The following is a 17,958-nucleotide window of genomic DNA, read 5'->3' as shown; positions in this document are numbered from 1 at the left end:
GGAGCCCCAGCGCAGCTCGCTGGTGCGCATGTACGCCGTCACTGGCGGCAGGACGGCGCCGCGCACCGGCCTGGCCATGGAGGCGCTGGTCTCGTCGGCGACCTCGGCCCGGCTCGGCATGACCTACACCCGCGAGTACCGCGCGATCAGCGAGCTGTGCCGCCAGGTGCGTTCGGTGGCCGAGATCTCCGCGCTGCTGGCCGTGCCGCTCGGCGTGGCGCGGGTGCTGGTCGCCGACATGGAGGCGGACGGGCTGGTCAAGGTCTACCAGCCGCAGCTGGAGGCCGGGCTGCCGGACCGCAGGCTGCTGGAGAGGGTCCTGAGTGGACTTCGCCGGCTCTAGCCCAGCGCTCACCTCGACGAAGATCGTCGTGGCGGGCGGGTTCGGCGTGGGGAAGACCACCTTCGTCGGCGCGGTGTCGGAGATCGTGCAGCTGACCACCGAGGCCGTGCTGACGGACGCCTCGTCCGGCATCGACGACCTCGCGCACACACCGGGCAAGTCCACCACCACGGTCGCGATGGACTTCGGCCGCGTCTCCCTCGAACGCGACCTGATCCTGTACCTGTTCGGCACGCCCGGCCAGCACCGGTTCTGGTTCATGTGGGACGACCTCGTCCGCGGCGCGATCGGCGCGATCGTGCTGGTGGACACCCGCCGCCTGGCCGACAGCTTCCCCGCCGTCGACTACTTCGAGGAGGCCGGGCTGCCGTTCGTCGTCGGCCTGAACGGCTGGGACGGGCGGGTTCCCGCACGTGGAGAGCGAGGTGCGCGAGGCGCTCACGCTCTCACCGCAGGTGCCCATCGTGCGCACGGACGCGCGGGCCCGCCAGTCGGTCAAGAACACCCTGATCACCCTGGTCGAGCACGTGATCGGCGCCCGTCCCTACTGAGCGTTCCACCAGTACGCGGCCACCAGCTCGGCCACCAGCGTCTCGGTGAGCAGCGCCACGCCGGGGTCGTCGTCGTGCGCGTAGCGGATCGCCGCCGCGGCGTCCTTCACCTCGCCGCCCACGGAGATCACCGTGGAGCCGCGCTCGCGCACCCAGTCCATGGCCTGCTCGTCGTAGCGGGAGCCGGGGAAGAGCAGTGCCCGGTAGTCGAGGGTCTTGGTGAGGTAGACGTCGACGTGCGACCAGTCGCCCGCCTCGCAGGCGTCGGCCGCGCGGCGCGGGCCCTCGCGGAACATCAGCGCCGACTGCTCGGCCGACGACAGCCGCTCGGCGGGGGCGATCGTGTAGACGCCGTGGGGCCCGTCCAGGAGCTCCATGGTCAGCGGGAGCCATTCGTCCCGGCGGTCCAAGAGGTCGCGGGTGGCCTCGGCGGCCCGGGTGAGCAGCGCGGGCAGGTCGCCGCCCGTCCCGGTGAGCCGGGCTTCGAGCGCCAGCAGCAGGGCCAGCGTGTGCTGGAACGTCCGGCAGGCCACGCCGCCGCGCTCCTCGCCCGCGCCCATGGGGACGACCAGGTCGGCCGCCTCGGTGACGGGCGAGCCGGGCACGTTCGTGATCGCGGCCACGTACGACGGGCCCCCGGCGTAGCGGGCGAGGGCGTCGAGGGTCTCGCGGCTGCCGCCGGTGGCCGAGATCGGCACGACCAGCGTGTCCGGCCCGGCCGGGTAGGTCGCCGCGGCCGAGGCGTAGTCGGCGTAGGCGTCCACGCCGGCCGCGCGCAGGCGCAGGGCCGCCACCCCGGCGGCGTACCGGGAGCTGCCCATGCCGAGGAACAGCACCCGGCGCACGCCCTCGGGCAGCCCGGCGAAGGGATCGGCCGCGCGCAGCCCGTCGGCGAGGGCGGCCAGGGCGGCGGGCTTGGCCTCCAGGTCGGCCAGGTAGAGCTCGGGATTCACGGCAGGTTCTCCTCGGGGTACCAGGTGCGCAGCACGCCCATGGGGGCGTAGCGCCAGCGGGGCAGGTGGCGGGCGGCGTAGATCAGCTCGCGGCACTCCTGCTCGACCTCGAACGGGCGGATCAGGGTCTCGTCCAGCAGGTCGGAGCGGCCGAGGCCGGACAGGCGGTCGCGGTAGGCGTCCAGCAGGCCGGCGCGGGCCCGCGCCGCCCAGGCCGCGGCGTGGGCGGGCGGGGTGCCCCGGCGCTTGACGGCGACCTGGGCCACGTGCTCCAGGCTGGTGGTGAGCTGGGCGACGTCCCTGGCGGCCGGCTGGCGCACGCCGGTGTCGGCCACGGTCGGGTTGCCGTCGAAGTCGATCACGGCGTAGCCGTCGCGCCACCGCAGGATCTGGCCCACGTGCAGGTCGCCGTGGATCCTGATCACCGGGCCCGCGAAGCCCGCGCGCAGCGGCTCCAGCTCGCAGGCCAGGGCGCCGGCCCGCGTGGCCAGCCACGCGCCGTCGGCGCCGCCGGTGAGGGCGAGCGCCTCGGCCAGCGCGTCCGCGGCCCGCGCCGCCGGGTCCGCCTGCCGCGCGGACGAGCCGCCGGGCAGGGTGGACAGCGCGACGTGCAGGTCGGCGGCCAGCCGGCCGAGCTCGCCGGCGAACCGCGTGCCGCCGGACTCGGCCTCGTCCACGCACCACTCCCAGCCGTCGCGCGCCTCGGGCAGGTAGCCGGTCACCAGCGCGAGCAGCTCCTCGCCGGCGTCCGACGCGCGGGTCAGCGCCAGGTACGGGGGCGCGGTGCCGGTGAAGCCGACCTCGACGAGGTGGGCGAAGATCTCGGGCGTCGGGTGGGGCAGCGGGACCGGCGGGGCCAGCCACTTCACGACCATCCGCTCGTCCACCACGACCGAGTGGTTGGTCTGGTCGACGTGCGGCCCGAAGCCGCGCTCGGCGGCCGTCGCCGCGAGGACGGGAAGGTCATGGAACCGGCGGACGGCGAACGGGGGCGGCGGGTCGTGCGCCAGCGCCCGCAGCAGGCTCGTGGACAGGCCGTGATCCCGGTCGGAGACGGGCTCCGCCGCGAGGGCGGCGAGCCGGATCGCAATTGAATCCCAGTTCAACAGATTGACCATCGTTCCCGATCGACGTGTGGAAGGAAGTCTCGCTCATGTTGATATCCGCTGCAACTTCGCCCTCTTCGGAGCCCGTCCGCGCATTAGGGGAAAAGCGCCTGCGCCGGTCAGGAGGGTACGGTCCCGCCCGCGGTGCTCGCTCCGGGCCGCCCCTGCCTCGATGCGCCGGCGGGGGCCGCGCGGTGTCGCCGCGACCGATAACCCGCTCTCAGCGGATCCGGATCGTTCACCCGTTCGCTGAGCACCCGCCAGGGATCGCACGCTCCCGAGCCGATAGATTACGGCTGGGAGAGATGGCGCGAAGAGCGCGGCCCAAAGGCGGTCCGTACGCGAGGTGAGAGGTCCCTCACGGACCGGGATGAGGCGACTCCGTTATTGAATCTCGATTCAACACTCTGATCAAACTTCCTGGTAGCAATGTCGGGAAAAGTCTTGCTCATGTTGATTTCTGCTGCAACACTCCTGCTCTGGTCTGCCGTGTCCAGTAAGGTCGCGCGACCCCTCAATCCTCAGCACCAGAAGGAGTAGCGGCCGTGTCCCGTAACCGGTTCACCCGTCGTCTTCCGGCCGCCGTGGCGGTGGCCGGCCTCGCGCTAGCCGTCGCGGCGTGCGGCGGTGGGTCGTCGAGCAGCTCAGACGGCACGACCGCGGCCAAGGCCGAACAGCTCCAGCCCAACGCCGACCTGACCAAGCAGTCGCTCCAGGTGACCGTCTGGCCGGGCTACACCCCGGAGGAGCTGCCCGAGAAGGTCAAGCAGCAGCTCAAGGTCAAGGAGATGGGGATCACCAACCACGACACGAACGAGCTGGCGATGGCCAAGCTGACCGCCTCCGGCGACAGCGGCATCGACGTGGCCTTCGTGTCCGGCCAGTACGCCCAGGCGCTCAACGCCCAGGGCCTGCTGGAGCCCATCCACGCCGAGCTGATCCCCAACCTGGCCAATCTCTACCCCGAGGCCACGCAGCTCTCCTACGACAAGGGCAACAAGTACTCGGTGCCCTACACCTGGGGCACCACCGGCATCTGCTACCGCAGCGACCTGGTGAAGACGCCGCCGACGAGCTGGAACGACATCCTCAAGCCCGCCTCCTGGGCCGAGAAGAAGGTCACCATGATGACCACCGAGCGCTGGCTGGTCCTGCCCGCGCTCAAGGCGCTCGGCTACTCGGTCAACACCGAGAAGGACGAGGAGATCGCCAAGGCCAAGGAGCTCCTGGTCTCGCAGAAGCCGCACCTGCTGCGCTACGACGACACCACCTTCGGCGACCGGCTGAAGTCCGGCGAGGCCATCATGGTCGAGGCGTGGGACGGCTGGTGCCCGACCACGGACGAGAAGCAGAACATCAAGTTCGTGGTGCCGAAGGAGGGCAGCGACCTCTGGGTGGACACCATGGTGATCATGAAGTCCTCCAAGAACAAGGAGGCGGCCCACGCCTTCATCAACATGATCCTCGACCCGGAGATCCACCGCTGGGCGGCCGAGAACATCAACTACAAGGTGCCCAACAAGGCCGCCATGGACAAGGTGACCATCCCCAAGGGCTCGCTGCTGGACATCAAGCCGGCGGAACTGCTCAACGGTGAGTCGATCATCGACCTGGGACAGGCGTCGACCAAGTTCAGCCGCCTGTCGCAGGAAGTCACGGCCGGATAGTCGTTGGTGCAGTGAGATCCGAGGTCAAGGCCCGGCCGGTGTCCCGTAAGCGGGGTCGCCGGCTGGGCGCGTTCGTTTTCCTTTCGCCAGGTCTGACGTACCTGGTCGTGCTCCTCCTCGTGCCGCTGGCGCTGGTGCTCAGCTACACCGTCTTCCAGCGGGGGCGCTTCGGGGGCATCGTCTACGAGTTCACGCTGGAGAACTTCCAGCGCCTGTTCGACTCCCTCTACCTGAACGTCGTCGGCGACTCGCTGAAGATGGCGACGATCGCCACGCTGATCGCGTTGCTGCTCGGCTACCCGACGGCGTACCTGATCGCCCAGCTCCCGTCGAAGTGGAAGACGATCGCCCTGGTGGCGGTCGTGCTGCCCTTCTGGACGAACTTCATCATCCGCGTCTACGCGTGGATCATCATGCTCAGCAGTCAGGGGCTGCTCAGCTCCCTGCTGGGCAAGGAGATGGAGCTGCTGTACACCCAGGGCGCGATCGTCACCGGGCTGCTCTACTCGTACCTGCCGCTCATGGTGCTGCCGTTGTACTCCTCGATCGAGAAGCTCGACCCGCAGTTGCGCGAGGCGTCGGCGAACCTCGGGGCCTCGGCGTTCACCACGTTCCGGAAGGTGACGCTGCCGCTCACCCTGCCCGGCGCGCTGACCGGGGCGATGTTCGTGTTCGTGCCGAGCTTCGGCAACTTCGTCATCCCCGAGATGCTCGGCGGCAACAAGTCCATCATGGTGGGGAACCTGATCCGCAACCAGTTCCTGGTCGCGCGCGACTGGCCGTTCGGCTCGGCGCTGGTGCTGGCGCTGATCGCGGTGCTGATCCTGCTGCTGCTCGTGCAGGCGTGGGCGGCCCGCCGTGCGTAGACCCAAGCTGCTGTACGTGCCGTTCTGGGCGACCTACGCCTTCCTGTACGTGCCGATCATCGTCCTGGTCGTCATGTCGTTCAACTCCGGCAAGTCGGCCTACACCTACGAGGGCTTCAGCCTCAAGTGGTACGGCGAGCTGGCCGCCGACGAGAAGATCAGAGAGGGCCTGGTCAACACCCTGATCGTGGCCCTGGGCTCGACGGCGATCGCCACCGTGCTGGGCACGCTGCTGGCCGTCGGCCTGGCCCGGTACACCAAATCGAAGCTGCTCGACGCGATCTCGCTCATGCCGGCCGTGCTGCCCGACCTGGTGCTCGGGATCGGGCTGCTGGTCCTGTACGCCCTGATCAACACCTTCCTGGCCCAGTGGGACGCCCAGTTCGCGCTGGGCCTGCCCACCGTGACCATCGCGCACGCCGTGTTCTCGATGGCGTTCGTCGCGGCGGTGGTGCGCACCCGGCTCACCAACGCCGACACCTCGCTGGAGGAGGCCTCGCGCGACCTGGGGGCCGGGCCGGTGGTCACGTTCATGAAGGTCACGCTGCCGCAGCTGGTGCCCGGGATCGTCGCCGGGGCGCTGCTGGCGTTCACGCTGTCGCTGGACGAGTTCGTGATCGCCTTCTTCACGATCGGCAACGCCGAGCCGACGCTGCCGATCGTCATCTACTCAATGGTTCGTTTCGGGGTGACCCCGAAGATCAACGCGCTGGCCGCGATCCTGCTCCTCGTGAGCTTCACGGCGGTGATCGCCGGGCAGCGGATGACCAAGATCGGGAAATCACGTGCTCAGGATTGACGGGGTCACCCGCAGGTTCGGTGACGTCACCGCGCTCGACGGCGTCTCGCTGGAGATCGAGCAGGGCGAGTTCTTCGCCCTGCTCGGGCCCTCCGGCTGCGGCAAGACCACCCTGCTGCGCATCATCGCCGGGTTCGAGACGCCGGACGCCGGCACGGTCACGCTCGACGGCGAGGACCTGCTGTCCAAGCAGCCCAACCGGCGGCCGATCAGCCTCATGTTCCAGTCGTACGCGCTGTTCCCGCACATGACCGTGGCCAAGAACGTGGCCTACGGCCTGGAGCGGGAGAAGCTGCCCCGGCAGGAGATCAAGCAGCGGGTCGGCGAGGTGCTGGAGACCGTGGGCCTGTCGGCGCACGCCTCGCGCAAGCCCGCGCAGCTGTCCGGCGGCCAGCGGCAGCGGGTCGCGCTGGCCCGCTCCATCGTCAAGCGGCCGCGGCTGCTGCTGCTCGACGAGCCGCTGTCGGCCCTGGACAAGAAGGTCCGCGCGGACATGCAGCTGGAGCTCAAGCGGCTGCAGAGCGAGGTCGGCATCACCTTCGTGGTCGTCACGCACGACCAGGAGGAGGCCATGTCGCTGGCCGACCGCATCGCGGTCTTCGACAGCGGCAGCGTGCGCCAGGTGGACGCCCCCGTGGCCCTGTACGAGCGCCCGCGCTCGCCGTTCGTGGCCGACTTCGTCGGGGCGAACAACCTGTTCGAGGGCGTCTGCACCGGCCTGGACGGGATCAAGAGCGAGGAGTTCGGCATGCTGGCCGGCACGCCGCTCGAAGACCTGGCCGCCGACGCCAAGGCGCTGCTCGCGGTGCGGCCCGAGAAGATCGAGCTGGCCGACGAGAACGCGGCGCGGGGCCTGAAGGGCAGCGTCCTGGACGTGAGCTTCTACGGCGGCGTCTCGCACATCTCCGTGGACGTGCCGGGACGGGCCAAGCCCGTGCTCGCCGCGGTGCAGGGGGCGAGCACGGTGCAGCCCGGCGCCAAGGTGAAGGTGCGCTGGGAGGCCCAGGACGCCGTCATCATGGCGGTCGATCAATGAGCCAGGTCGTTGCCCGTCGCCGCCCGCGCGTACGACAGGATCAGCTCGGCCGCCTCGTCGGGGCCGATCAGCGGGTGCCTGGCGGTGATGCGGTAGCCGTAGGCGTCCTCCAGCGCCACCAGATTGCGCGCGACGGTCACGGAGTCGGCCGTCAGCCGGAAGACCCCGAGCGCGGCCCCGGTGTCCAGGATCGCCTGGTACATCGACACCTGGCGGTCGTACAGCGAGGTGAGCAGCACGCCGTAGACCCGGTTGCGGCCCGCGGCGCCGCCCAGCTCGTTGAGCAGGCGGACGTCGGGGTCGAGCGGCCCGGTCGGCAACCCCGACCGGATCGTGACGACCAGCTTCTCTACCGGGTCGGTGAAGTCGGCCAGGCGGCGCATGCGCAGCTCGTAGAACCGCTCCATGCCCGCGTGCTGCGCCTCGACCAGCAGTTCGCCCAGGTCGGGGTAGTGGTAGAGCACGGCGCCGGAGGTCAGACCGGCCTCCTCGGCGACGTGCGAGAGCTGTACTCCGTCGATGCCGTGGCGGATGATGGCTCGGCGCGCGGCCTCGATCAAGTCGATGCGCCGGTCACTACGGCTTTTGCGCTGGGCCACGACCACCACCCCCCGTGCGTTTGGTCACCATTCAGATCGGCCGTGACCATAGTGCACTTAACTTGCGCTTCACGCTAGATGAGTATTTGAATTCCTCTTCAATTTGACGAGTTCCCCCGGAGTTCACGATGTCCCTCACCATCCTGTTCATGCCAGAGAGCGCGTACGGCCCCACGAACAACTGCATCGGCGTCGGCGACATTCTCCGCCGTCGCGGGCACCGCGTCGTCTTCGCCGCGGAGTCGTCCTGGAAGGGCAAGCTCGAAGCGCTCGGCTTCGAGGAGGACCTCGTCGACCTGGCCCCGCCGCCCGAGAACGCCGAGGAGCAGGACGCCGGCCAGTTCTGGAAGGACTTCATCCGCGAGACCGCGCCGGAGTACCGCAAGAGCACGCTGGAGCAGCTCGACACCGTCATCAAGCCCATCTGGGACTCCCTCATCGACGGCGCCAAGTACTGCGAGCCGCAGCTCAAGGCCATCATCGAGCGGGTGAACCCGGACGTGATCGTCGAGGACAACGTGATCACGTTCCCGGCGCTGCTCACGGCGGGCAAGAAGTTCGTCCGGATCGTCTCCTGCAACCCGCTGGAGGTGCGCGGCGAGAACGTCGCGCCGGTCTTCTCCGGCCTCCCCGCGGACGACCGCTCCGGCTGGGACGCCTTCCGCGCCGAGTACGACCGCACCCACCGCGAGATCTGGACCGCCTTCAACGAGTGGTGCGTCGAGCAGGGCACCGCCCCGCTGCCCGACCTGGACTTCATCCACGAGGGCGACCTGAACCTCTACGTCTTCCCCGAGATCCTCGACTACACCGACGCCCGCCCGCTCGGCCCGAGCTGGCACCGGCTCGACTCCTCGGTGCGCGAGACCGACGAGGACTTCACGCTGCCCTTCCAGCGCAACGACGGCTCGCTGATCTACTTCTCGCTCGGCTCGCTCGGCTCCTCCGACGTCGAGCTGATGCAGCGCGTGATCGACATCCTGGCCGGCACGCGGCACCAGTACATCGTCTCCAAGGGCCCGCTGCACGAGGAGATCAAGCTCGCCGACAACATGTACGGCGCCGAGTTCCTGCCGCAGACGAAGATCATCCCCCTGTGCGACCTGGTCATCACGCACGGCGGCAACAACACCACCACCGAGGCGGCGCACTTCGGCAAGCCGATGATCGTGCTGCCGCTGTTCTGGGACCAGTACGACAACGCCCAGCGGGTGGACGAGCTGGGCTACGGTGTCCGGCTTTCCACCTACACCTTCACCGACGAGGAGCTGACCGGCGCGGTGGAGCGCCTGCTCGGCGACACCGAGATGCGCGCGAGGCTCGCCGCCGCCGGCGAGGAGATCCGCCGCCGCGACGGCCTGCGCAAGGCCGCCGACCTGATCGAACAGCTCGGCCAGTAGGGATTTCGAGGACCTTCCATGCGTGAACTGATCAACCCCGCCACCGGCCTCCCGTGCGCCGAGATCCCGGACACCCCGGTGGCCGACGTGGCGGCGGCCGTCCGGACCGCCCGGGGCGCGTTCGAGGAGTGGGCGCAGACCACCCCCGCCGAGCGCCAGCGGCTGCTGCTGCGCCTGGCCGACCTGGTGGAGGCCGACGCCGAGGAGCTGACCCGGCTGGAGGTGGAGGAGACCGGCAAGCCGGCGGCCGTCTTCAGGGACGGCGAGCTGCCCTTCGCCGTCGACAACCTGCGCTTCTTCGCCGGCGCCGCCCGCTCGCTCGAAGGGTCGGGGGCCGGGGTGTTCAGCGCCGGTTACACCTCGGTGCTGCTGCGCCGTCCGGTCGGGGTGGTGGGGTCGATCGCGCCGTGGAACTTCCCGTTCGTCATGGCGGTGTGGAAGGTCGGCCCGGCCGTGGCAGCCGGGAACGCCGTGGTCATCAAGCCGGCGCCGCAGACGCCGCGCACGACGCTGCGCCTGGCCGAGCTGTTCGCCAAGGCGGGCGCGCCCGAAGGGCTCGTCCAGGCGGTCACCGGCGACGCCGAGGTCGGCCAGGCGCTGGTCACCGACCCGGGCGTGGACATGGTCAGCGTCACCGGCTCGACCGGCACCGGCCGGGCGGTCATGACCGGCGCGGCGGCCACGCTCAAGCGGGTGCACCTCGAACTCGGCGGCAAGGCGCCCGCCCTGGTCTTCCGGGACGCCGACCTGGCCGAGATGGCCCGCGGCGTGGCCATGGGCGCCACGTACAACACCGGCCAGGACTGCACCGCGGCCACCCGCGTCTACGTCGCCCGCGAGATCTACGACGACGCCGTCGAGGCCATCCGGGCGACCCTCGCCGAGATCACCGTGGGCGACCCCTGGGACCCGGCGACGGACATCGGCCCGCTGATCTCGGCCGCCCACCGCGAGCGCGTGCACGGCTTCGTCGCGCGCTCGGGCGGACGGGTCGTGCACGGCGGCGCGCCCGTCGAGGGGCCCGGGTTCTTCTACCCGCCGACGCTTGTGACCGATGTCGCACAGGACAGCGAGATCGTCCAAGGTGAACTTTTCGGACCGGTCCTTGTGGCGCTGCCGTTCGACGGCGAGGACGAGGCCGTCCGGCTGGCCAACGACACCCCCTACGGGCTGGCCTCGTCGGTGTGGTCGCGCGACGTCGCGCGGGCGATGCGCGTGTCCCATCGGCTCGACGTGGGCGTGACCTGGGTGAACGATCATCTGCCGATCGCCAGCGAGGCGCCGCACGGCGGCGTGAAGGGCAGCGGGTTCGGCAAGGACATGAGCCAGGAGGCGGTGCAGGAGTATTCGGTGACGCGTCACCTCATGGTCAAGCACGCGGCGCCCGTGGAGCGGGATTCGTTCCGGCCCGCCTGAAAACGTGTACGGCGATATGACGCCCAAAGTGTCGCTTTGGGTGCATTTAGTGGGAAATGTACGGTTGGCCGTCTGGTACGGACTGTGTTCCAATTACCCAGCCGGACAGAATCCCATGCGCCACACGCGTGTCTGATTTCTTTCGAGCACGTACCGGCGAGAGGTAGCGAGAGTCAGTGAGGACGGAAAACCCCAGGCACACGAGGTCAGGGGAGTACACAGGCGGAAGGTTCCGGCTGGGGAACTGGCGTGTGCGCTCGAGGTTGATCGCGCTGATCCTCATCCCCACCATCGTGGGCGTGCTCCTCGCGGGCGTGCAGCTCGCCAACGCCATCGGGACGAGCTCCGAGTACCGCCGGCTGACCCAGGTCGCCGAGCTGGTGCAGCGCATCGGCGGGCTCAACCACGAGCTGGCCAAGGAGCGCACGCTCACCGCGTGGTACGTGACCGACCAGTCGAAGGCGGGGCGGTTCGTCCAGCTCAAGACCCAGCGCGCGGCCGTCGACGCGGCCAAGAAGAAGGTGCTGGCCTCGGCCAACGCCATCGACGCCGCGCACTCGGCCCGTATCCGCGACGGTGTGGAGAACATGCGCCGGTGGCTCACCGGCCTCGACAGCCTCCGCACGTCGATGGTGGCCGAGGGCACGCCCCCGCGAGCCGCGATCACCACGTACACCACCATGATCGGCGTCTTCTCCGCGATCCAGGGCGACCTGGGCGACGGCGTGAACGACGACGACCTCCAGGGTGACGTGGCCGCCCTCGGCTCGCTGCAGCGGGTCAAGGAAGAAGTCTCCAGGCAGCAGGCCATTCTCATGATCGCGCTCATCGAGCGTGAGCTGGACTACGACGACCTGTCGGAGTTCCTCGGCTCGTGGAGCCGCCAGCAGGCCGAGCTGACCGCCTTCGAGCGGGAGGCCGACCCGGCGGACCTGCGCGCGTACCAGAAGAGCATGCGCGGGCCGGACATCGACCGCGCCGACGCCATGCGGCAGCGCGCCCTGGCCCAGGTCCGCGAGTACAACCGGATCCGCGACCTCGACGTCACCTCCGCCCGCGACCTGAGCCGCTGGTACGACAGCACCACGCTGGCCGGCAACACCATGCGCAAGGTCGAGGACTCCCTGGCCACCAAGATCGTGACCAGGGCCCGCGAGCTGAGCGACACCGAGCAGCGCAACGCCATCATCAGCGGTGCGACCATCCTCGTCCTGCTGCTGCTGGTCCTGATCATCACCACCCGGGTGGCCGGTTCGCTGGTCCGCCCGCTGCGCCGGCTGCGCGCCGAGGCGCTCCAGGTGGCCACCACCCGGCTGCCCGAGACCGTCCGCATCCTGCGCGAGTCCGGCGACGGCGCGCAGATGCCCGAAGTGCCCTCGGTCGGCGTCAACACCCGCGACGAGATCGGTGAAGTGGCGCGGGCCTTCGACGAGGTCCACCGCGAAGCGCTCCGGCTGGCCGGCGACGAGGCCAAGCTGCGCGCCAACGTCAACGCCATGTTCGTCAACCTCTCCCGCCGCAGCCAGACGCTGGTCGAACGGCAGCTGCAGCTCATCGAGGGCCTGGAGCAGGGCGAGGAGGACGAGCAGCGGCTCGCCAACCTCTTCCGCCTCGACCACCTGGCCACCCGCATGCGCCGCAACAGCGAGAACCTTCTGGTCCTCGCCGGCCAGGAGGCCGCGCGCAAGTGGAGCGAGCCGGTGCCGCTGGTCGACATCGCCCGCGCCTCGCTGTCGGAGGTCGAGAACTACGAGCGGGTCCAGATCAAGATCCCGTCCGGCACGCTGATCGTCGGCCCGGCCGTCACCGACGCCGTCCACCTGCTCGCCGAGCTGATCGAGAACGCGATCTCCTTCTCGCCGCGCGAGAGCAAGGTCGAGGTCTCCAGCGTGGCCGCCGACGGCGGCGTCATGATCTCCATCAACGACCTGGGCATCGGCATGAGCCCCGAGGAGCTCGCCGAGGCCAACTGGCGCCTGGCCAACCCGCCCGTCGTGGACGTCGGCGTCTCCCGCCGCATGGGCCTGTTCGTGGTCGGCCGCCTGGCGCTGCGCCACGGCATCCGCGTCCAGCTCAGCATGCGGGAGACCGGCGGCCTGAGCGCGCTGGTGATGATGCCCGACATGCTCATCAGCGGCGGCGCCGGCATGCCGCAGCAGCCCGGCAGCCAGTACGAGGCGTTCACCACGTTCGACCCGAGCCAGTTCGGCGTCGCCGCCGCGCCCGCCGAGGCGAGCCAGAACGGCGCCCCCGTCTCCGCGCCCGACGCGGCCGACCGGGTGCTGGACACGCAGTGGCCGGGCTCGCTGCCCGCTCCGGGCACCGGCAACTGGCCGTCCTTCGCCGACGAGTCGGCCCAGGAGGAGACCCGCTGGGGATCCTTCGGCGAGGAGCCGGGCCGGGACGAGCCGCGCTGGCCGTCGTTCGCCGAGGAGCCCAAGCCGTCCTTCGGTGACGAGCCCAAGCCGTTCTTCGCCGACGAGCCGAAGCCGTTCTTCAGCGATGAGCCGAAGCCGTCCTTCGGCGACGAGCCCAAGCCCTTCTTCGGCGACGAGCCGAAGCCGATCTTCGCCGACGAGCCGCCCGCGGCCAAGCCCGAGCCGCAGCCGCAGGCGCAGTCCCCGTGGGGCGAGCAGCGCTGGCCGTCCTTCGCCGAGCAGCCGCCGCCGTTGCAGGACGACGAGCCCCGCTGGCCGTCCTTCGCCACCGAGCCGCCGCAGAGCGGGACGGAGGAGCCCCGCTGGTCCTCCTTCGGCTCGCCGTCCTTCGGCGACACCTCGCTCGGCCAGTCGGCCTTCAACGAGGAGCCGCCGCGGCGGTCCCTGTTCGAGTCGGTCGACCCGCCGCGCCCCTCGGCGTTCGGCGAGGAGCCCTACCGGGCGGCGTTCGGCGACCTGCCGGGGTTCGGCGCGGAGGAGCCCAAGCCCGCCGACCAGTACGAGCAGAGCCGTCCGGGCGCCTACGGCCCGTTCGGCCAGGGCGACTACTCCTCCCAGGACCTGACCGGCCCGCTCCCCGTGGTGCGCACCTCGCCCCTGGAGGAGCAGAGCGAGGAGTTCCTGCCGATCTTCTCGTCCGTCGGCTCGGACTGGTTCCGCAGGCCCGACCCCGAGCAGCTGCGTCAGCAGGAGCAGGAGCCCGAGCACGAGATCACCGCCGTGCATCCGGCCGTGCCCGCCGACCCTCCGGCGGCCGCGCCGCCCGACGCCCCGGCGGTGGGCCGGTCCGGGCTGCCGCAGCGCAGGCCCGGCCAGTCGGGCGCCGGCGCGTCGTGGTCCTCGCCCGCCGACTCCGGTTTCCAGGCGGCGCAGGCCGCCGCGCAGCCCGCCCAGGCCGGCACGACGTCCTCGGGGCTGCCGCGCCGGGTGCCCAAGGCCAACCTCGTGCCCGGTACGGCCAGTCTCGCCGAGCCGCAGCCCACGTCACCGCCGCCGCAGATCTCGCCCGAGCGGTTGCGCAGCAGGCTCTCCAGCTTCCAGCAGGGAGTGCGGCAAGGCCGCGCGTTCACCCGCGGAGAAGAGAATGAGGAGGACAAATGAGAGAGATGAGCCAGGGAGCGCGTGGCATCAGCTGGCTGATCACCGACTTCGTGAACAACGTGCCGGGCGTCGCGCACACCGTCGTGGTGTCGTCCGACGGCCTGCCGCTGGCCTTCTCGGAGGGTTTCCCCAAGGACCGGGCCGACCAGCTCGCCGCGGTCGCCTCGGGCGTGATCAGTTTGACGCAGGGCGCCGCGCGGGTCTTCGAGGGCGGCATGGTCACCCAGACCGTCATCGAGATGCAGCGCGGGCTGTTGATGATCATGTCCATCAGCGACGGGTCCTGTCTGGCCGTCCTCGCGGCTCCCGACTGTGACATGGGCCTCGTGGCGTACCAGATGACGCTGCTGGTCGAGCGCGCCGGTCAGGTGCTCACCCCGGCCGTACGCGCTGAGCTGCAAGCGGCCCGCCCCCGCTAGCGGGCGGTGACAGGAGATCATGGTGTCAGGTCAGGGTTGGGCTGGTGATAGCACTCCGCCGCATCCGGCGGCCCCTCGTCCGCAGAAGCCGAGTTCCCTGGTACGGCCCTATGCCGTGACCGGGGGGCGCACCGCGCCGCGGATGAAGTTCGCCATGGAGGCTTTGGTGTCCTCCGTGACGTCGGAATACCAAGACATTTCCCTACTGAGTCCGGAGTATCAGGCGATCATTCAGCTGACCCGGAACGTCCGGTCGGTTGCCGAGATCTCCGCCCTTTTACGCCAGCCCCTTGGTGTGGTCCGGGTGCTGATCGCCGACATGGCGTCGGAGGGCCTGATCCGCGTGCACCAGCCTGCGCTGGACGCGGGAAAGCCGGACCTCAACTTGCTCGAAAGGGTGCTCAGTGGACTTCGCAGGCTCTAGCCCCGGTCTGACCTCGACGAAGATCGTCGTGGCCGGGGGCTTCGGCGTGGGGAAGACGACGTTCGTGGGAGCGGTCTCGGAGATCCTGCCGCTCACCACGGAAGCGGTCATGACGGACGCCTCGGCCCACGTCGACGACGTCTCGCTCACGCCGAACAAGACGACCACGACCGTGGCGATGGACTTCGGACGTGTGTCGCTGGATCGCGACCTGATCCTCTACCTGTTCGGCACCCCCGGACAGCACCGGTTCTGGTTCATGTGGGACGACCTCGTGCGCGGCGCGATCGGCGCCGTCGTCCTGGTGGACACGCGCCGTCTGGCGGACAGCTTCCCCGCCATCGACTACTTCGAAGAGGCCAAGCTGCCCTTCGTCATCGGCATCAACGGCTGGGACGGCCAGTTCGCCCACGCGGAGGACGAGATCCGCGAGGCGCTGTCCGTCGGCGGGCACATCCCGATCGTCCGCCTCGACGCCCGCCAGCGCGACGCGGTGAAATCCACCCTGATCACGCTGGTGGAGCACGCGCTCACCCGCCACTCCCACACGCCGGTATAGCCCGACGCGCCCCGGGCGCCCGGCTGAGGCCGGGCGCCCGCCCGCGCGTCAGACGGTGGTGGCGTGGCCGCGCACCAGGCGGCCGACCTCGGCGCGGAGGTGCACGAAGTCGGGGTGCTCGCGGGTGGTGATCTGGTCGCGCGGCTCGGGCAGGTCGACCTTGAGGTCGCCGACCACGTGCGCGGGGGCCTTCGACAACACCACGACGCGGTCGCCTACGTAGACGCTCTCGTCGATGTCGTGGGTGATGAGCACGATCGTCATCTGGTGGTGGCCGCGCACCTTCAGCACGAGGTCTTCCAGGTCTTCGCGGGTCTGGGCGTCGACCGAGCCGAACGGCTCGTCCATGAGCATGAGCGAGGGCCGGTAGGCCAGCGCCCGCGCGATCGCCACCCGCTGCTGCATGCCGCCGGAGAGCTGGAACGGGTACTTCTTCTCGGCGCCCTGGAGCCCGACCGACTCCAGCGCCTCCTGGGCGGCCTCGCGGCGCTGCTGCTTGTCCATGCCCCGGCGGCGCAGCGGCAGGGCCACGTTGTCGGCCACCGACATCCACGGGAACAGCGAGCGGCTGTAGTCCTGGAAGACCACCGCCAGGTTGTCGGGGGTCTGCCGCACCAGCTCGCCCTCGACCCTGACCTCGCCGCCGGTCGGCCTGATCAGCCCGGCGATGGAGCGCAGCAGGGTCGACTTCCCGGCTCCCGACGGCCCGACGATGCACAGCAGCTCGCCCGCGGCGACGCTCAGGTTGAGCCCTTCGATGGCGTGGTGAGCGTTGGGGCCACCGCCGCCGTACACGTGGGAGAGGTTCTCTATCTCGAGCATGGATGTCCTAGGGGGCGAGGCCGCGAGCGGAGGACCGACTCGGGAAGCCGGAAATGTCGGTATGGCTCTACGGTGTCGGATCTTACCCTTGAGTCTTCGCGGCTGTCATGGGATGCGTACGCTCCACGACTCCCGCTCGTTCAGCGCCCGGACGTCGGCGTCGGAGATGCGCCGCTGCGCCCCGGCCATGGCGGCCAGCTCGGCCTCCGTCAGCACGTCGGCGATGTCGGCGAACCCGTCGGGCGCGCGCTCGGTCACCAGGCCGATCGTATCCTCGATGGGCAGCGCCCGATGCGCCATCACCAGCGCCGACGTGGGCGGACGCCGTTCCTCCTCGTACGCCTTGAGCGCCGTGACCGGGTCCCCGGACGTCGCCAGGCACCGGGCCAGCACCCGCGCGTCGAGCACCGCCTGCGAGCCGCCGTTCGAGCCGATCGGGTACATCGGGTGCGCGGCGTCGCCCAGCAGCGTCACCCGGCCCTCTCCCCAGACGGGCAGCGGGTCCCGGTCCACCATCGGGTACTCCAGGATGCGCGGGGAGGCCGCGAGCAGCCCCTGGACGTCGGCCGGCCGGTACCGCCAGTCGGCGAAGTGCGCGGCCACCTCCTCCAGCCGGCCCGCGCGCGACCAGTCGGCCTCCGCGGCGACGCCGGGCTCGGCCACCTTGACCTCGGCCACCCAGTTGACCAGCCGGGGGTTGCGGGCCGAGATGTGATAGGTGACGAACTTCCCGGCCCGGTTGGAGCCGCCCACCAGCACGGTGGCGCCGTCCAGGACGCGGTCGGCCTCGGCCACCCCGCGCCACATCCTGATGCCGGACCACAGCAGCGGGTCGTCCGACGGGTGCAGCAGCGCCCGCACCGTGGACTGCACGCCGTCCGCGCCGACGAGCACGTCCACGCGTTCCTCCACGAGCTCGCCGCCCTGCCAGAGCCGGACGAGAACCTGCTCGCCGTCCTGCTCGAAGCCCTCCAGGCGGACGCCCGACCGCACCGGGACGCCCCGTTCCTCGACCGCGGCCAGCAGCGCCATCTGCAGCTCGCCCCGGTGGATGCTGTACTGCGGCCAGCGGTAGCCGGCCGAGCGCCCGCGCGGCAGCGCCAGGATCACGTTGCCGTGCCGGTCGGCGAAGGTCATGAAGGTCGTCTCCACGCCCAGCGCGGCCAGCTCGCCGGCCAGCCCCAGCTCGGTCAGCTCCCGTACGGCGTGCGGTTGCAGGTTGATCCCGACGCCGAGCGGCCTCAGCGTGGCGGCCGCCTCCACGACCACGCACTCCAGCCCGGCCGCCGCCAGGCTGAGCGCGGTGGTGAGCCCGCCGATCCCGGCGCCCACGACCATCGTCCTCACGTCGCCCCCAGTGGTCTCGATCCGGTCCCACGTGTCCCTGACGGGGAACATGACGATAAGTTTCTCGCCCTTTGCAGGCCGAAGACCAGAGTTATCCCATTAACCTCGTTCC

16 protein-coding genes and 1 pseudogene are annotated in these 17,958 nt (G+C 70.3%); 12 read left to right on the top strand and 5 right to left on the bottom strand.

What is annotated here, in order from left to right:
• Positions 1-28 precede the first annotated feature (28 nt).
• On the top strand, positions 29-343 hold the full coding sequence (locus ACFYUV_RS11630) for a DUF742 domain-containing protein (protein WP_229824241.1): 315 nt from the start codon (positions 29-31) through the stop codon (positions 341-343).
• Positions 324-894 (top strand): annotated as a pseudogene (locus tag ACFYUV_RS11625) (ATP/GTP-binding protein). The gene ACFYUV_RS11630 and the pseudogene ACFYUV_RS11625 overlap by 20 nt, the downstream one beginning before the upstream one ends.
• Here ACFYUV_RS11625 and ACFYUV_RS11620 read toward each other — a convergent pair.
• The gene (locus ACFYUV_RS11620; RefSeq protein ID WP_387667784.1) at positions 888-1,847 is read right to left on the bottom strand and encodes an SIS domain-containing protein; all 960 of its coding nucleotides are present in this window, start codon (positions 1,845-1,847) and stop codon (positions 888-890) included. The pseudogene ACFYUV_RS11625 and the gene ACFYUV_RS11620 sit on opposite strands and share 7 nt — an antisense overlap.
• Complete coding sequence (locus ACFYUV_RS11615) at positions 1,844-2,953, bottom strand: hypothetical protein (protein ID WP_387667782.1); 1,110 nt, start codon at positions 2,951-2,953, stop codon at positions 1,844-1,846. The genes ACFYUV_RS11620 and ACFYUV_RS11615 overlap by 4 nt, the downstream gene beginning before the upstream one ends.
• 545 nt (positions 2,954-3,498) lie before the next feature.
• Here ACFYUV_RS11615 and ACFYUV_RS11610 point away from each other — a divergent pair.
• The 4 genes from ACFYUV_RS11610 to ACFYUV_RS11595 all read left to right on the top strand — a co-directional run bounded on the left by ACFYUV_RS11610 (position 3,499) and on the right by ACFYUV_RS11595 (position 7,321).
• A complete protein-coding gene (locus tag ACFYUV_RS11610) occupies positions 3,499-4,620 on the top strand; it encodes a spermidine/putrescine ABC transporter substrate-binding protein (protein ID WP_357971184.1) in 1,122 nt (373 codons plus the stop codon).
• Between the two features lie 107 nt (positions 4,621-4,727).
• Positions 4,728-5,486 carry an ABC transporter permease gene (locus ACFYUV_RS11605; RefSeq protein ID WP_352350262.1) on the top strand — a complete coding sequence of 253 codons (759 nt, stop codon included), beginning with the start codon at positions 4,728-4,730 and terminating at the stop codon, positions 5,484-5,486.
• The gene (locus ACFYUV_RS11600) at positions 5,479-6,285 is read left to right on the top strand and encodes an ABC transporter permease (RefSeq protein ID WP_357971186.1); all 807 of its coding nucleotides are present in this window, start codon (positions 5,479-5,481) and stop codon (positions 6,283-6,285) included. The genes ACFYUV_RS11605 and ACFYUV_RS11600 overlap by 8 nt, the downstream gene beginning before the upstream one ends.
• The gene (locus ACFYUV_RS11595; protein ID WP_387667777.1) at positions 6,272-7,321 is read left to right on the top strand and encodes an ABC transporter ATP-binding protein; all 1,050 of its coding nucleotides are present in this window, start codon (positions 6,272-6,274) and stop codon (positions 7,319-7,321) included. The genes ACFYUV_RS11600 and ACFYUV_RS11595 overlap by 14 nt, the downstream gene beginning before the upstream one ends.
• Here ACFYUV_RS11595 and ACFYUV_RS11590 read toward each other — a convergent pair.
• A complete protein-coding gene (locus ACFYUV_RS11590; protein ID WP_352350268.1) occupies positions 7,315-7,920 on the bottom strand; it encodes a TetR family transcriptional regulator in 606 nt (201 codons plus the stop codon). The genes ACFYUV_RS11595 and ACFYUV_RS11590 overlap by 7 nt on opposite strands.
• A gap of 128 nt (positions 7,921-8,048) precedes the next feature.
• Here ACFYUV_RS11590 and ACFYUV_RS11585 point away from each other — a divergent pair, with 128 nt between their 5' ends.
• The 6 genes from ACFYUV_RS11585 (at position 8,049) to ACFYUV_RS11560 (ending at position 15,677) form a co-directional block, all read left to right on the top strand.
• Positions 8,049-9,320 (top strand): glycosyltransferase, encoded by a 1,272-nt coding sequence (locus ACFYUV_RS11585; protein ID WP_387667774.1) that lies wholly within the window; start codon positions 8,049-8,051, stop codon positions 9,318-9,320.
• An 18-nt stretch (positions 9,321-9,338) separates the two neighbouring features.
• Positions 9,339-10,736 (top strand): aminobutyraldehyde dehydrogenase, encoded by a 1,398-nt coding sequence (locus tag ACFYUV_RS11580; RefSeq protein WP_387667772.1) that lies wholly within the window; start codon positions 9,339-9,341, stop codon positions 10,734-10,736.
• Positions 10,737-10,987: 251 nt separating this feature from the next.
• Positions 10,988-14,275, top strand: a complete 3,288-nt coding sequence (locus ACFYUV_RS11575; RefSeq protein ID WP_387667769.1) for a nitrate- and nitrite sensing domain-containing protein — start codon at positions 10,988-10,990, stop codon at positions 14,273-14,275.
• Positions 14,276-14,280: 5 nt separating this feature from the next.
• Entirely contained in the window at positions 14,281-14,694 is a 414-nt protein-coding gene (locus tag ACFYUV_RS11570; protein WP_201760494.1) for a roadblock/LC7 domain-containing protein, read from the top strand.
• Positions 14,695-14,713: 19 nt separating this feature from the next.
• On the top strand, positions 14,714-15,118 hold the full coding sequence (locus tag ACFYUV_RS11565) for a DUF742 domain-containing protein (RefSeq protein ID WP_055507219.1): 405 nt from the start codon (positions 14,714-14,716) through the stop codon (positions 15,116-15,118).
• Positions 15,119-15,125: 7 nt separating this feature from the next.
• Positions 15,126-15,677: an ATP/GTP-binding protein gene (locus ACFYUV_RS11560; RefSeq protein WP_352350489.1), complete on the top strand. Its 552-nt coding sequence runs from the start codon at positions 15,126-15,128 to the stop codon at positions 15,675-15,677.
• A gap of 48 nt (positions 15,678-15,725) precedes the next feature.
• On the opposite strand, the gene ACFYUV_RS11555 is transcribed toward ACFYUV_RS11560, so the two are convergent.
• Positions 15,726-16,499: an ABC transporter ATP-binding protein gene (locus ACFYUV_RS11555; RefSeq protein ID WP_358283706.1), complete on the bottom strand. Its 774-nt coding sequence runs from the start codon at positions 16,497-16,499 to the stop codon at positions 15,726-15,728.
• Positions 16,500-16,604: 105 nt separating this feature from the next.
• Positions 16,605-17,897 carry a flavin-dependent oxidoreductase gene (locus ACFYUV_RS11550; RefSeq protein WP_387667766.1) on the bottom strand — a complete coding sequence of 431 codons (1,293 nt, stop codon included), beginning with the start codon at positions 17,895-17,897 and terminating at the stop codon, positions 16,605-16,607.
• Positions 17,898-17,958 lie beyond the last annotated feature (61 nt).

The organism is Nonomuraea sp. NPDC003560 (assembly GCF_042878785.1).
Classification (GTDB): domain Bacteria; phylum Actinomycetota; class Actinomycetes; order Streptosporangiales; family Streptosporangiaceae; genus Nonomuraea.
This window is presented reverse-complemented; position numbering and strand designations above follow the sequence as displayed.